The organism is Candidatus Desulfolinea nitratireducens (assembly GCF_982879505.1).
Genome location: NZ_CEYOSI010000019.1, coordinates 12586 through 27217 on the forward strand (window position 1 = coordinate 12586; position 14632 = coordinate 27217).

11 protein-coding genes and 1 pseudogene are annotated in these 14632 nt (G+C 45.8%); all 12 read right to left on the reverse strand.

Translation table 11 applies throughout. The features are described from left to right. Nucleotides 1-5 precede the first annotated feature (5 nt). On the reverse strand, nucleotides 6-581 hold the full coding sequence (locus AC3DOM_RS03015; protein ID WP_487917546.1) for a hypothetical protein: 576 nt from the start codon (nucleotides 579-581) through the stop codon (nucleotides 6-8). Beyond that, the gene (locus tag AC3DOM_RS03020) at nucleotides 575-2284 is read right to left on the reverse strand and encodes a capsular polysaccharide export protein, LipB/KpsS family (protein WP_487917547.1); all 1710 of its coding nucleotides are present in this window, start codon (nucleotides 2282-2284) and stop codon (nucleotides 575-577) included. The genes AC3DOM_RS03015 and AC3DOM_RS03020 overlap by 7 nt, the downstream gene beginning before the upstream one ends. A 2-nt stretch (nucleotides 2285-2286) precedes the next feature. Further along, nucleotides 2287-2610, reverse strand: a complete 324-nt coding sequence (locus tag AC3DOM_RS03025) for a nucleotidyltransferase domain-containing protein (protein ID WP_487917548.1) — start codon at nucleotides 2608-2610, stop codon at nucleotides 2287-2289. A gap of 141 nt (nucleotides 2611-2751) precedes the next feature. Beyond that, nucleotides 2752-3606: a sulfotransferase domain-containing protein gene (locus AC3DOM_RS03030; RefSeq protein ID WP_487917549.1), complete on the reverse strand. Its 855-nt coding sequence runs from the start codon at nucleotides 3604-3606 to the stop codon at nucleotides 2752-2754. A gap of 126 nt (nucleotides 3607-3732) precedes the next feature. Next, a complete protein-coding gene (locus AC3DOM_RS03035) occupies nucleotides 3733-4608 on the reverse strand; it encodes an N-acetylneuraminate synthase family protein (RefSeq protein ID WP_487917550.1) in 876 nt (291 codons plus the stop codon). Between the two features lie 100 nt (nucleotides 4609-4708). Beyond that, nucleotides 4709-5932, reverse strand: a complete 1224-nt coding sequence (locus AC3DOM_RS03040; RefSeq protein ID WP_487917551.1) for a cytidylyltransferase domain-containing protein — start codon at nucleotides 5930-5932, stop codon at nucleotides 4709-4711. A gap of 46 nt (nucleotides 5933-5978) precedes the next feature. Continuing rightward, the gene (locus AC3DOM_RS03045; RefSeq protein WP_487917552.1) at nucleotides 5979-6806 is read right to left on the reverse strand and encodes an SDR family oxidoreductase; all 828 of its coding nucleotides are present in this window, start codon (nucleotides 6804-6806) and stop codon (nucleotides 5979-5981) included. Nucleotides 6807-6816: 10 nt separating this feature from the next. Then, complete coding sequence (locus AC3DOM_RS03050) at nucleotides 6817-8457, reverse strand: ArnT family glycosyltransferase (RefSeq protein WP_487917553.1); 1641 nt, start codon at nucleotides 8455-8457, stop codon at nucleotides 6817-6819. A 53-nt stretch (nucleotides 8458-8510) separates the two neighbouring features. Further along, nucleotides 8511-10226 (reverse strand): bifunctional sulfate adenylyltransferase/adenylylsulfate kinase, encoded by a 1716-nt coding sequence (locus AC3DOM_RS03055; RefSeq protein ID WP_487917554.1) that lies wholly within the window; start codon nucleotides 10224-10226, stop codon nucleotides 8511-8513. A 107-nt stretch (nucleotides 10227-10333) separates the two neighbouring features. Continuing rightward, entirely contained in the window at nucleotides 10334-12331 is a 1998-nt protein-coding gene (locus AC3DOM_RS03060) for a hypothetical protein (RefSeq protein ID WP_487917555.1), read from the reverse strand. A 4-nt stretch (nucleotides 12332-12335) separates the two neighbouring features. After that, nucleotides 12336-14354 (reverse strand): hypothetical protein, encoded by a 2019-nt coding sequence (locus AC3DOM_RS03065; protein WP_487917556.1) that lies wholly within the window; start codon nucleotides 14352-14354, stop codon nucleotides 12336-12338. A gap of 56 nt (nucleotides 14355-14410) precedes the next feature. Continuing rightward, nucleotides 14411-14632, reverse strand: a pseudogene (locus AC3DOM_RS03070) (hypothetical protein); the annotation flags it as partial.

Here is a 14632-nt window from a genome sequence, read left to right on the forward strand (position 1 = left end):
TTTTTTTAACCTGCTCTAACCCATTTTATTATTCGTCGAAATATTTCTGGCAAGAGAATGAATAGCATAGATGGAAGGAAAATAAAAAAACATCCTCCACAAAGCCCGAAAAACAACTCCACAACAAGCCACTCCCCAAAAATATCACTTTGCCAAAAATAGACACTCCCATTTTGACGCAGCGTAAAAACGTAATTCCTGCTCACCCACATTTCCACGTGACATTGCTCTATTCGTTCTTCAACGTTGAACAGGGGTAATGTTGGTGAACACGTTGTGTCTTTGATTTCTGCCGGATTCGGGTTATCGTACCAAACAGGATCAGGGAGGCTCTTAACGGTCATCCAACAATCAGTCCGACAATTTTCGGCATCGTTATATTTGTAGAGAATTCCCGATTCGCTCTCCACCCATAATTGATCCCGTTCAATTGAGATTAAACTGGCGACAGGCTCTGGGACAGCTTCGATCTGCTGCCAACTTGCGCCGAACCAATCCCAAATAAAGGCGATCGATGCCATAAGACCTAGAATCCCCCCAATAGCAGATAATAAAATCACAAGCCCAAATCGCTTTAGCATAATTCCTTCAACAGGAAGTCCCCATCATCCAAGACCCCATCCAGTATTGTCTTCAATGCAGGAGAATTTTCAGGCGATAATCGATCCAAGTCAAAGTCCTGCAATATCGCATGGGAGGTCCGTACGCCTATTTTCAGATATTCGCCAAAGGGTAGCGAAGAAAAATATAATTGATAGTATAAAAAACGACGAGCATTTCGTTGAAATTCAGGGGGAACTGCGATGATTTCAGCTTTCAGAAATTCATCGAGCTTTTCGCCATATGCCCCCACGCTTTGCGGGAAGAAAACGGTCGGATATTGTGTAAAACGCGCCTTACCAGCGCAGAGCACCGGCATCCCCATGATCGAAGCTTCCATCCCGATGGTCGAGTTGTAGATCAGCACGAATTTTGAGCGCTGGATCAACTCGTATGAGCTGAGCGTCTCTTGCGGTGGAACAAAGATCACATTCGGCTCTTCCACAGCACGCCGATCTGCAATCCAATTTGCCACCGTTTCAAGGCTGGCTTTGCGCAGGCGCATTTCATCCGGATGGGCGCGGATCACAAAAAGCGTTTCCGGGTGGGTCCTGATCATCTCCAGCACTGCATCCAGCCAGGTGAACATATCTTCAAAAACGGTGTTGGCATGCGGCTGGCTGGTATCGAAAATGACGTTGGTAAAGATCGGCACGATCTGTTTAAACGCCGCCGCCTTCGCCAAAAAAGCCTCGTCCAGGCCCTTCATATCCGCCCAAAACTTCATCCCCGCCATCGTGAAATCACCCTGAAAACGTTTGGAGAGATAGGCATCCAAACGGGCGTTTTGAGCATCGTCCAATTCAAATTCATTGGGGATGTGGAGAGGGTAGGCCGTCGCTTCGCCATCTGTAAAAAATGCGGATGCGGGCTGTAATCCCACCTCGTGCGTGATCGCTCGTATCCCGTGCTTGCGAGCGATAAAAAGCGCGGTCGCTTCGGGATACATCTGTCCGTTAAAAACGACCACCGCCCGAGGCTTTATTCGTTTAATCAGCATCTCAAATGCTGCGGCAATATTCCATGCCGAGCGAATGTACTCTCGCAGCAGATAGCGAGTCGGCTCGTCATCAATGAGATGATGCCGACGCAGGATCCAGCGTAAGCCAGGGAGACAGAGTTCGCCTAGTGGGATTCCGTTGAAGCTGAATCCCATCAACTCGGACAGAGGCAAGCCTCCCAACGCGCGATCCAGCTTTTCATCCGCCCTAAAAGTGAACCAATTAACACCTGATGTAGTAAGGGCTTTAGCCCTTGAACGACTAAAGTCGTTACTACGAGGCAATCCAGAATAGAGCGTTTTCGATTGATAAATGCAGGAATTGCAGGGTGGTTTCTGCGTAACCTTTTCCCGATTGGTTCCCAATACGCAGTGTGTCATCCCGGCTTTACAGGCAAAATACTGAACAGGGATCCCCTGCAGGCGAAAAGCCCAGGAGGTGAGCAAATGAAAGGCGCTGTTCCAGGAGAAATCGTCGATGCCGGAAGAGGCTTTGAAAAAGACAACTGGCTGCCCCTCCGAATCTGGAAGCTGACGCGCAACACGCCTCGCCATCCGCCAGATTTGGAGGTTATTGAGATGACGGGTCAGTCGTCGCTGGATGCGTTGTTGATAGAATTCTCGGAGCATGGAGTTGTTATTTGGGAGTTGGGAGTTGGGAATTGTGCTAAAACGCTCTGCCAAAATTAAACAGCGATTCCCTCTTTGCGAATGTTAATATAAAGTGGCATTTTACTGTGGCGATATTCCATAACAGAGGCAAATTTGCGAGAAATAACCATATCGTATTGTAAAGATAAAGATGCGATTAGTTCTGAAGAACGCTTTGATTCTTCCCAATAATCAAATTCTCCATTCAGTACAATCAACACATCAATATCTGAATTAAGCGGATTGGCTTCGCCGCGTGCGTAAGAACCAAAAAGATAAACTTCTTTTAGTTGTGTACCGTATATGTTCGTTAGTCCCTTTTTGAGGGTATTTAATATCGCTTGTATTTTTTTAGACATAGGAAATGTTTATGAGCTGAATACCAGTCAGATTGGTTTTGAAATTATACCTTACGTAAATTTGATGTTCAGGAGTTGGAAATCGGGAGTTGACGAGTGTGTAATCCCCAAATCCCAAATAATGATTCCCAATTTTCTCTTTTACCACTCATTATTCTCTTCGTAGCCAAGTTTTACTAACAAGTCCCCGGCAACATCTTTGAAAAGATCTTTATTCTCTTCACTGAAGTGGTCACGCCAACCGCCCGTCTTGCCAGAGCGAAAAGTATGCGATTTCTTGGGGTTGATCGCCTCCACAAGAATTGCTATAGCCTTCTCACGCGGCGTTGGGATTTGATATCCGGTCTTCTCGATTTCATCCAGCATTGCGTTCAGCGTGGCATCCCGATCATTGATCAGATTCTCGAAGCGGATGCACATCACTTGCGGCTGGTTCAGCCATTCGAAAACACCAGCATAACGCTCTCGGACACTGACCATTTTTAGCCCATCCTGGTCTATTCCCATGATGGCAACTTTCAGCCGCGCATCAAAATCGGGCAGGGATTGATAATAAGCATGCATCCCATGCCCCGTATGCATATCGGTAGCAAAGAAAGCCTGCGAAATGAGCATATCGCGTGGATCACGATAGATAAAATAGTTTACACGCCCTTTACGGCACAAAATTGCCAGGTTTTCAGGGGAAGCCTCGACATATCCCCAACCGATCACGGCAGGATAAATAGTTGCCAGCTCCACTGCAATTTCTCTTGCAGACCTTCGCCCTCCTTCTTTGCGGATAGTGCGCACTGGCTCCGCAGCTGTATAGGTATAGGGCATGATCTTTGTAAACCCGTTCAGGATTTGCAATAGCAGATGCGATCCGCTTTTGGGTTTGGAGTTACCAAAAATGGGCGGCGCTTCGCCAAAAGACAAACTCCGCCACCGCAAAGCTGCCTGGGCATATTTGCCCGGCTCGCGGAGTTTTTTGCGTAGGGTGTTTTGGAGAGGCATAAAAAGATTTACCACAGAGCGCACGGAGTCCACAAAGAAAAACTAAGGTTTGTGAAACAGCAAGGTTTTGCAATATCTCAACAGATAAAAACTCTGTGCCCTTTGTGTACTCTGTGGTGAAAAAAACTATTTCACGCGGCGGAGTTTCTCGCGTGGACCCATTTCGCTTTCATAGACCTGCTTTACGCCATTCCCAAGTCCCTGCTCGGTGACTCGAATATATTTGACCAATTTCCTGAATCCGCCCGGCTCAACCGACGCAGATTGATCACTGCCCCACATCGAGCGGTCGATCGTTAAATGACGCTCAACCATGCAGGCGCCCAAGGCAACCGCAATTGCCGAAGGAACCAATCCGACTTCATGACCGGAGTAACCAATAGGGAGATTTGGGAATTCCTTTTTCAAGGTCTCGATCATCTTCAAATTTAACTCTTCCGGGTCACAGGGATAAGAACTGGTCGAGTGCATCATCCCCAAATTATCTTCCCCAACAACCTCAACGCCCTTGCGGATTTCATCCATTGTAGACATTCCTGTTGAGATGATCACAGGTCGACCGGTTGCACGCACATGGCGCAGCAGATCGTAATCTGTCAAAGAAGCGGATGGCAGTTTGTAGGCGTGGGTATCAAATTTTTCCATGAAATCCACCGAGCCTTCATCCCAAACCGAGACAAACCAATCGATGCCCTGCTCTTTGCAATGGCGATCAATTTCCTGATATTCTTCCTCACCAAATTCGACTTTATACCGATAATCCAGATAAGTGATATAGCCCCAGGGAGTCTGGCGCATTTTTAATTGCTGATCCAACGGGGTGCAAACATCCGGTGTACGCTTCTGAAACTTGACCGCGTCCGCATTGGCGTTGACGGCCGCGTCGATCATTTTCTTGGCTACATCCAGGTCACCATTATGATTGATGCCTATTTCAGCAATAATATAAGTCTGATGGCCGTCGCCGATCAGTTTTTCTCCAATTTTCATTTCACGAGTCATATTTACTCCTAATTTATTCACCACTGAGACACAAAGGACACAGAGAAAAACTTAGTGCTCTTTGCCTGCACTGTGCGCAGGCACACGTGTGCCTTTGTGGTTATTCAGTTTTTCTACTTAAAATCAAATCACAAATCTCGCGGACAGCGCCGTGCCCACCTTTTTTGGATAATACAAAATCTGCCTGACGAGCCACTTCTGGCATGGCATCTGCGACGGCGACACCCCATCCAACCAGCGGGAAACAGGGGGTATCATTCAGATCGTTGCCGACAAAGATCGTCTCCGACGGGTCAATCTCTCGTTTTTCTTGCTCTCGTTTAAGGACACCTGTCTTGTCATCAACACCTTGCAGATATTCAACGTTCATCTTTTTACAGCGTGCCGCCACAACAGGATTTCTCTCCTTCGAGATGACCACGGTCTCAATGCCCGCCGCTCGCAAAAGGTTGACACCATAACTGTCACTGCGATTGGCGGCTATCGTTTCCCGTCCATCCTGATCCGTCCAGACGCGGTTATCGGTCAGTACTCCGTCGAAGTCGAGGAAAAGCAATTTAACGGTGGCAGGCATCGGTCGGCGGGCGGGGCCGGGAGAGACAATCTCCAGGTCGCCAAATTTTACCAGCCATTCATATTTTGCCCAATCTGAGAGATTATCAATATCCACCGTATAGTTTGGGTTGATCATCAAGGGAAAAACCACATCACCTGTCATGGATTTCTTTTCCAAAATTGCGCGGGGTCGGATCGCGTCTATGTGCCCGGTCTGCCAATAGATCGGCGGTAAACTTTGGCGGGGTGCATTATAGGGTTCAGCAATGCTTTCCACATCGAGCAGGTTTTGCATGGGCGCTTTTTCACCATTTGGCAGACGCCACATCTTATGCGGATTTTGCCCAGCCGGGACGACGCCGCGCACCGAATCAGCTTCAGGATGCATCAACAATATTTTAATGGCATCATCTACACAGCCTGGTGGTCGAATCGGCGAGGTGGGGCGAAGCTGCACAACCACATCAGGATAATAATTCTCGTTTTCGGCCAGCCAACTCAAGGCGTGTTCGAAAACCGGCAAATCGGTGGTGTTATCTTCTGCAAAAACTGCCGGTCGCATAAAGGGTGTTTCCGCGCCAAATTCACGCGCAACAGCAGCAATCTCTTCATCATCGGTACTGACGATGGTACGCGTGACCAACTCTGATTCCAGACCCGCCGCGATGCTATACGAAATCAGCGGATAGCCCACAAAGTTGCGGATATTTTTTCGAGGGATGCCTTTGGAGCCGCCTCGCGCGGGGATAATTGCCAGGATTTCTGTCATTTTGTTATTGGTGGGGCGGGGTAACCCCGCTCCTACCCATATCAATTTACCACGCCGTCCAACCACCATCCACGACCACGTTCGAGCCGGTCATGTAAGAGGAGGCATCCGATGCCAAATAGAGCAGCGCGCCATTCATTTCATCTTTATTTGCCATGCGTCCCATGATGGTTTTCGCCGAATAGTTGCGCGTAAATGTCTCGTCATGGTCATTATAAACGCCACCCGGTGTGAGCGCATTCACACGGATTTCCGTCTCAGCATAATATGCCGCCAGATATTTTGTAAAGCCCAGTACACCCGCTTTTGTTGTCGTGTAATAAACGGGTTTGAATGCCACACGTTTGCCATCTTTTAAGTAGATGCGTTGGTCAGGCCCATTCAACCCATAGGTCGAGCAAATATTGATAATGCTTCCTTTTTTGCCCTGGGCAAGCATTGGTTTCACGCAAGCTTGTGTCACAATGAACATTCCCGTCAGATTGACATTCACCGCAGCGTTCCATTGATCAAGCGGATAATCTTCAAACGCGCCCGGGGCAATTCCTTTGGCAGCTGCATCTGCATCAAATTTTGGATCAAGGGCGGCGCTATTGACAAGAATATCCAAACTGCCAAATTGATGTAGAGTCGTGGAGACCAAATCCTGAGCAGATTCAGGGCGAGTCACATCCAGCCCAAAACTTGCCGCTTGGTACCCGGCATCAATCAACGCCTGAGCAGTTTTCCCGGCTGCACCCTGATCAATATCCGCAACAACGACATTTGCTCCAGCTTCAACAAGCGTGCGGGAAAATTCTGCTCCCAACAGCCCTGAGCCACCAGTGATGATCGCGGTGCGACCAGATAAGTCAAATTTTTCTTGAATGGTCATATCCAATCCTTCAGGGTTGAGCTTGATAAAGATATCCCAAGCCAGATTTTTCTATTGTTACCAAACCGTCTGTCATCTCATCCAACCAGGCCTGAAACTCTGGGCTCTTATCATCTACCGGCCAGAAAATTGCCAGGACCGCGTCACCAGAACGAAGAGCTTCGGGTTGTTCATCCCAAAGCCGGTAAACTGGACGATCCGTCCAGAAGTAGACAGCTGGTGGCTGATTGGTGTAAATGGCAGTATCTTCTGGTAATTCGCGGACTGCAACCATAACCGTTGATTCTCGCCAGCGCCAGGAGGCAAATCCATGCGCTGATTCCTGCAAATCTTCAACTGTACGAATTTGGGCCCCTATCGCTATGCCAAGAAATAAGGTTGCGATTCCAAAAGCAATAATTCGTGCTGTTATTTTACCTTGTTGCGCCACCCAATGGATGAAGTAAACCAAAATTACAAGGCAAGCCAGATATACAGGAGAAAGTATGCGGTCGTTGAGCGGTGTAGCAGCATCAAAGATATTGAGCGAGATCAACAAAGATCCCATATAGGTAAAAATATAAAGCGTGGTTATAAAAGAAAGTATTTCTGGTCGAGTGTTTTCTTTTGGCTTTAGGAAGTATTTCAAGCCGCGAGGGATAATCCAAAGGAATAAGACGAGCGTAATTAAGGAGGTGATAATTGCTAAAATAAGGGGTTTTTCTATATAGGGTGAACATAATTCAGGTTGAGGGATAATGAAGCGAAAAAATGCTCTTAACCCACGTTGAGCATTATCACCTGTAACTGGATGCCATTCAATCGCGCGATTGGTCGCACTCCCGCCAACAAGTTTATTGCGCAGCATCCATGCCAACATGACAGGCAAGGCCCCAGCCAAAAAATAGCCTAGGGATGAGAAACGCTTTTTCCAGCTTGGGCGCAATAGTAAAATAGCGACAATAAAAGTTGCGAATAAGGACAGGGCCGCATAACGGGTGAGATAAGAAAGGCCAGTCAGAATACCAGCGAGGATGAGCCATTTGCCCCGCATGGGGATTAATCCCCACGCTACAAACACGAAGCCGACTGAAGTCGGCTGCTCTGGCGAGTCCGCTTTAGCGGACTTTATAAATTTAGCGTGGGCGTTCACGCCCATGCGGGGGCGAAATTCAACCGCTCGATAAAAAGTCAAAAATGCCAAAAGGCTAATAAAAAGATAAAGCGGCTCGCTAAGCGCCTGGGCATGAAGACGTAAAAGGGTACTATTGCTCAAAAAAAGAAGAGAAAGAAAAATCCCAGCGAGACGGGAATGGGTCATTTTCCAACCGAGGAAACCTATAATTCCCGCATTTGCGCCGAAGACAAGAATATTGATAAAACGCGCGCTGCGATAAGGGCTGATTTCGAGGATACTGCTTGTCACTGCCATTAATGCTGAGAAGAGGGGCGGCCAATGGGTGACCGGTTCCAATCCCGTCGCAAGCCAGATACGGGTGAATCCCTGCCCACCCAGAAGGGCGCGCGCCGCCGAGATATAGGAAATGGCATCATCTGTCAATCCAAGACCTGTGGGGGTGCTGCTATACAGCAACCACGTTCCGGTCACGGTGAGCAAGCCCAAAAGGAGGGCGAACACGGCATCTTTGCGGGTAGAGAGAAAACTTTTCATCAAAGTAATCTGAGGGAGGGATTTCCCCATCCCTCCCTCAGATAAATATTTATCTAACCGTTCAGCAAAAAACCCTGCTCTTCAAGATAAGTAATGATCTTGAGCGCATTTTCCTCGGGGGTGATTTCGTCACCAGTGACGGTGATCTCGGGATTAATTGGCGCTTCGTAGGGATCATCTACACCAGTGAAACCTTTGATCTCGCCGCGGCGAGCCATCGCATAAAGACCTTTTACATCGCGGGCCTCGCAGACCTCAAGGGAAGTATCGACATAGGTCATCATGAAGTTTCCTTCGGGGACAAGTTTGCGAGCTTCGTTGCGGGCATTGCGATAAGGACTGATTGCCGCGCAAATGACGTTTCCACCGTGCCGAACGATCTCGCCGGCGACATAACCAATCCGCATAATATTGGTATCACGATCTTCAGCACTGAAACCAAGACCTTTGGAAAGGTGCGTACGGACAACATCACCATCAAGTACCGTAAGCTGTTTGCCACGTTCAAGAAGAAGATCTGTGAGGGCGCGAGCAGTAGCAGATTTACCTGATCCGCTCAAACCCGTAAACCAGATGCAGAAACCCTGGTTATGCCTGGCAGGATATGATTCGCGTAATATTTCAGCGGTTTCAGGACGAGTGAACCAATCGGGGAGCAACTCACCTTTGGCGAGATAATCATCACGAACCTGGGTGCCAGAAATCGTCAGAACGCGTTCGCCTTCGGGAGCCTTTCCGGCTTCGACATATTCGTTTCGGTCGGGCAAATAAACCAGCCATTTGAAGGGAACCATTTTTACACCAAGTTCTTCTTCGTATTTACTGAGCATTTCCTGCGCATCAAAGGGACCGTAAAAAGGCTTGCCGGTGCTATCATTACCAGGACCGGCATGGTCGCGCCCGACGATCAAGTGATTCGCGCCATGATTGCGGCGGATAATGGCATGGAGAAGTGCTTCGCGCGGTCCAGCCATGCGCATCGCTAATGGAAGCAGACTGAGTTTTGTGGATTTCTTGTCATAGTAATTTTCCAGTAGGGCTTTATAAACTCGGACACGAGTGTAGTGATCCACATCGCCGGGTTTGGTCATGCCAACAACCGGATGAATGAGCAGGCTACCGCCAATCTGCTTGGCAGCACGCTTGGTCAATTCTTCGTGAACTCGGTGCAGCGGATTACGCGTCTGGAAAGCGACCACATTTTCGTTGCCCATCTCTTCCAATTCCGCACGGACTTCGGCAGGTGTCTGGCGAATGTCAACGAAATCATAGTATTTGGGCATATTGATAATTTTCAACTCACCCGAAATACAAACCTTACCCCAACGAGACATTTCTGAAACCAGCGGGTGACGGGAATCATCCGTTCCAAGACTCAAGCGGGCTTCCTTCTCCGGATCCCAAGTGTAGATCTCCTCGAGTTTCATGATCCCGATCAGGTCATTCAATGCGTTGCGGATGACCAATTCTTCGCCAACAGTGGGTAGCTCAGCAGGATCTGCGGTCAAGGTGATCGGCATCGGGAAAAGTGTCCCGTCCGAGAGACGCATTTCGCTCAAGACACGCTCATAATCCGCTTTATCCATGAAACGATCCAATGGTGAGAATGCCCCCGTTGCGAGCAATTCCAGATCGTTCAAAGCACGCTGGGAAATCTGGATGGCTTTCAACCCCTTCGTGCGCTCGATCAGCACATCCCGCTCTTTGCCTGTAGCGACTAAATTTACAAGCTTGCCACCATAGGGGGCGATCAACTTACTTTTCGACATAACTTACTCCTTGCTAATATTCAGCAATTGAATTTTGAACAAACGGCGCAATTATAGCCTAGAATCAAAATAAATAGGATGCTATTTTCCTACGCTCACCCACCGATTTATTTAGCCAGACAAAATAAATCTTCGGAAAGTTTACCCATCTCCGGGGATAGCTCCATCCCGGTCAGGATTTGGCAAACCTGCTGGGTTATAAATGGATTGGCCATCATGGATGGTGCGATCTCTTCCAGGCGCACGCTGTCCCCCATGATTGCACTGGCTTGCAGGAAAGGCATCCATTCGATGGAATCTTTCGGGGCACTCCCCTTTTGACTTGCTTCCGTGTCGAGGGCATAGACCAAATTCCAGTCACCGCGTTGACGCGCCAATGTCGCTTTCTGGTAGATATAACACCAATCGTGAGCAGGTTCAGGACCAAAGACGATTTCGGGCGGCACGTGGGAGGTTTCCTCTGTAAGGATATGTTCTACTTCCGAATAATCTCCAACGCTCTTAATCCTCTCAACTTCCCATTCAGAATACTCTGGCTGAAAACCATCAATCACCTGAACACATGAATTCAAAGTCGGCTGTGTCAGGATGAGAATATTGCGGTAATTCGGATAGGTTTCAATGCCTCTGCGATTACTATATTCCTGCCGTTCACGAGATTTGATTTTTTCGATTGCATCCTCGTTGAGCACCACTGCATAAACCCCGGGCTGGACGACTTTTTCGCTTGTTCCTTCAGGATAATAGATTTGATTTGCCGGCCCCCAGATGAAGTAATCCTCTTCCGTATTTACACGCGGGTAGTTAACAACCAAGGTTGTTCGCTCCCCAAAATGCGGGACGCGCCAACTTACCTGCCACCAATAATCATTCATTGATTCAGTCTCGGCGGCAAATTTTGCAGCATTTGCATGATGTGTTAATCCAGATATAAGAAGTAAAAGAACAAAAACAGTTTCTTTTAAATATTTTAAACGAATCGAATAAACAAGCGCAACAATAATCATGACTGCACCCAAAGAGCCTGGCAAGGTATAACGCGAGTAAATCGGAAAACTGATCTGCCTATTGACCAACACAACAGGGATTTGGCAAATAAAAAGACTAATTACACCAACAAAGAGAGCCTCGCGTTGCCAAATATCCCCCTTTTTCTTGGCAAAAAAGAGGGCATAAATTCCCCACAATACAAGAGCCAGAAAAAGAATGTTCATTCCACTCAACACAGTAGGATAAATTTTATAGAATTGTGATAAAGGAATCGTCCATGCCCCAAAAAGCACCTTGGTAAAATCTTCGGCCAAATTTTTACCCCAATGCAAAAGGTTCTGTAATGGGTTAGAGAGAAAGCCCGAAAGTTGTTTTCCTGTATCGGTCGCACCGCGTTCACTCTCAAAGAGAAATAGCCGCCAATAAAGAAAAGGAAACGAAGCCAATAAAAAGGGCAGGCTTTGCCAAATCGTGCGCCAGATTTTTTGCAGCCAACTTCCTTCCATGCGCCAAAGAATGACAAAGATGAGCAAAAATCTGAGCGATTCTATGCCGATATAGTATTCCATCAACCCCAAATAAACCGATCCAAGAAAAACAGAAAGAGAATAAAAGAGCGTTCGATACCACTTATTGGTGGTCAATACAGCCTTTAAACTAAAGGCAATAGACATGGGAGCGAAAGCTAGCGCCACCTGATGGGAAAGATAATCAACACCATTGGGATGGGAAAGAAAGCCCGGATAAACGAGGAAAAGGAGGGCCATCAAAAGTGTGGGGAGTTTTTCTTTTACCCACACCAACCTGAGCGCCCAGAGAAAACTTATTCCGCCAAGCAGCCGAAAGATATAGGAAGCCAGATTGTAATAAAGCGGATTTTCGCCAAAGAGCAAATAGGCAGGCATCATCACAAAGGCACGCAAAGGTCGATCTTCGCTGAAAATGGTATGAAAGATTGAGATTCCCTTCACCTTTGCGGCGTACATCAGATACCAATCATCGTGGGTGTAGCCGAGTTTTGAAACTAAAGAGAGGTAAAACAACGCTGATAAGATGAAGAGCAAGGCCAATGAGAGAAAATTCTTGGAGATAAGGGTTTCTTTAATTTTTGCCATTTTATTACCGAATTAAATCTCGCACAACCACAAAGACTGCACCTTTCTGCTCAACCTGAAATATAGTAGGGTAACCTATTGCATACTCTAAATCTGCATTACCGCGGGTTAATAAGATAGCATAATCATAATCGTCAAGGGAATCATCTTTGATTTTATCTAAATCAAAAATCTTAAGATCTTCTCTTGCATAATATTCTACATTTTGATAGGGTCCTCCAACAACAATTTTCGCATCAGTAATTGCATTTTCATTAATGAATATCGTTGCTTCATTTATGGATATTGCCCAATAATCCATTTCAAATTGTCGAAAAGCCCCTCCAACTCCTCCCACAAAATGATTATAGTAAACATACTCGTAAGGGTGCAGAGTAGTGATAGCAAGTAACCCAGGCAAGAGAATCGCCAAAGCAATCATTGAGTTTATCCACTTTAGATTTATCTTTACAAAAAGCCAATCTACAGAAATGCCTACAACAATAAAGATAGGAGGAAGAATGAAAAAAAATTGCCTAAAATTATCATAGATTGTGGGGTGTAGGAGCATAACTCCTATTAGAGGAAATAAGAACCAAAAAGTGAGCAACCAAAAATTAGGAGCGGAAATTGTTTTTTTCGTTTTTAGCCAAATTAGAAATGGAATCCCAATAATAAATCCGATCACAACAGGTTCCGTAAGCTGGATTGCAATTAGCGCAGGCAAATAGCTGAATGGTAAATCTGCCCCAGAGTAAAATTGCCCATTAAATAGCACTGTCCCTTTCCACGGGAAATCAGTCATTACTCTAATGGCTTGAATAACCCCACTAAACCCCGTACTCCACAAGAGAGGCCAAATTAGATAGGTAACAGCTGAACCGATTAACAAATAAGCAGTTAATGGCGCGAGTGTTTTTTCTTTTTTTCGACATAAGATTACCATTCCTACTAGTCCCGCGGCAACAGGACCCACAATTCGAATTGACGTTGTTATGCCGAGAAATATTCCTGCCAAAAAGCTCCAAGGATTAATTAAATATGAAGCAGTTTCCCTGATAAATGTTTTTGAAAAAATTTCAGCGATATAAGCTTTTAAAAAATTGTTCCATATTTGATTTATCGTCTTGGGCAATAAGCTAATAATAATTATTCCTAATAGAAAAAAGCATAAAAGAAAACTTCTTGTCATGAAGCGACTAAATAATATTGTTGCCTTGTGGACATATGCATCGAGAGAGAATATATCGATATTTTGGGCAAAGCGAAGAAATAATTGTCCAGATATTCTTTCGCTTCCCGCCCTCATACTCTGTTCAACAACTAGTTCTGGCAGTTTTGATATAAAAGACCAAAATATAATAGTCAAGAAAACAGTAACGCTCCAGACCCAAGCAAAGATTATTGCAATTTTTTTTCTCTTTGAATTATTTTTTTTCCACTCTAAAATCGCGAATTTACTTATTTTATTATTGATAATAACTGAAGACCCAAGGGATGGTTCAATTCGATCGATCATATGAAGCCCGATAACAATACTCCCCATTAAAAAAGCCATGAAGGGAATATCCTTGCTGTTAATGAATGCGTGCCCAAATAGAATAGGCTGAGAAAACAATAAAAATGTAGAAAGAAGCGAAGCCCAAGCCTGCATATATCTTCGGGCGAGGTTGTAGAAAAAAAACATGCCTAACAAGAAGGAAGAAAAATTTATCCAATAATACAATTGTAATTCTGCAAATTCAAGTTGATATCTTCGAAAGAAATTTGATACCGACTGAATAAGAATTTCGTGAATTGGTCCATAATATTTGTCGTGCCCCATTAATTCAAAAGGTGGTGGATTTAGGAAATTCGCTAAAGAAATATACTCCTGATTGTACTTCCCCATCATGATTTGATATCGAATATCCCAACTCATCCCATAGTCCGAGGCAAGAAAATAGCCTGCGACCAATGAGCCGATTAAAAAGAAAAACAAAATATATTTAGGCGCAATCACAAACTTGTATTTGGAGGTTATTAAATTGTTATTTTCTTTCATTATGGTTACAGATTAATCACAATCTTAACTAATGATAGTTATTTTTACGACTATCTTTATGCCGTCAAAACTAACTCAACTGCGCGCACGCCATCTTCCAGTGAACAGCGCGGCTCGGCGGTTCCTTGAACCACCTCCAGAAAATGCTTCATTTGCTCCACAAAAAGATAGTTGCGTTCAAAAGCTGAGGACAATGTAAAAGTATCTTGGATGGTTGCAGCAGGATTTGCTGTCACCGTCCCAAATTCATCAGGCATTGCGAAATGATGCAAGATCCC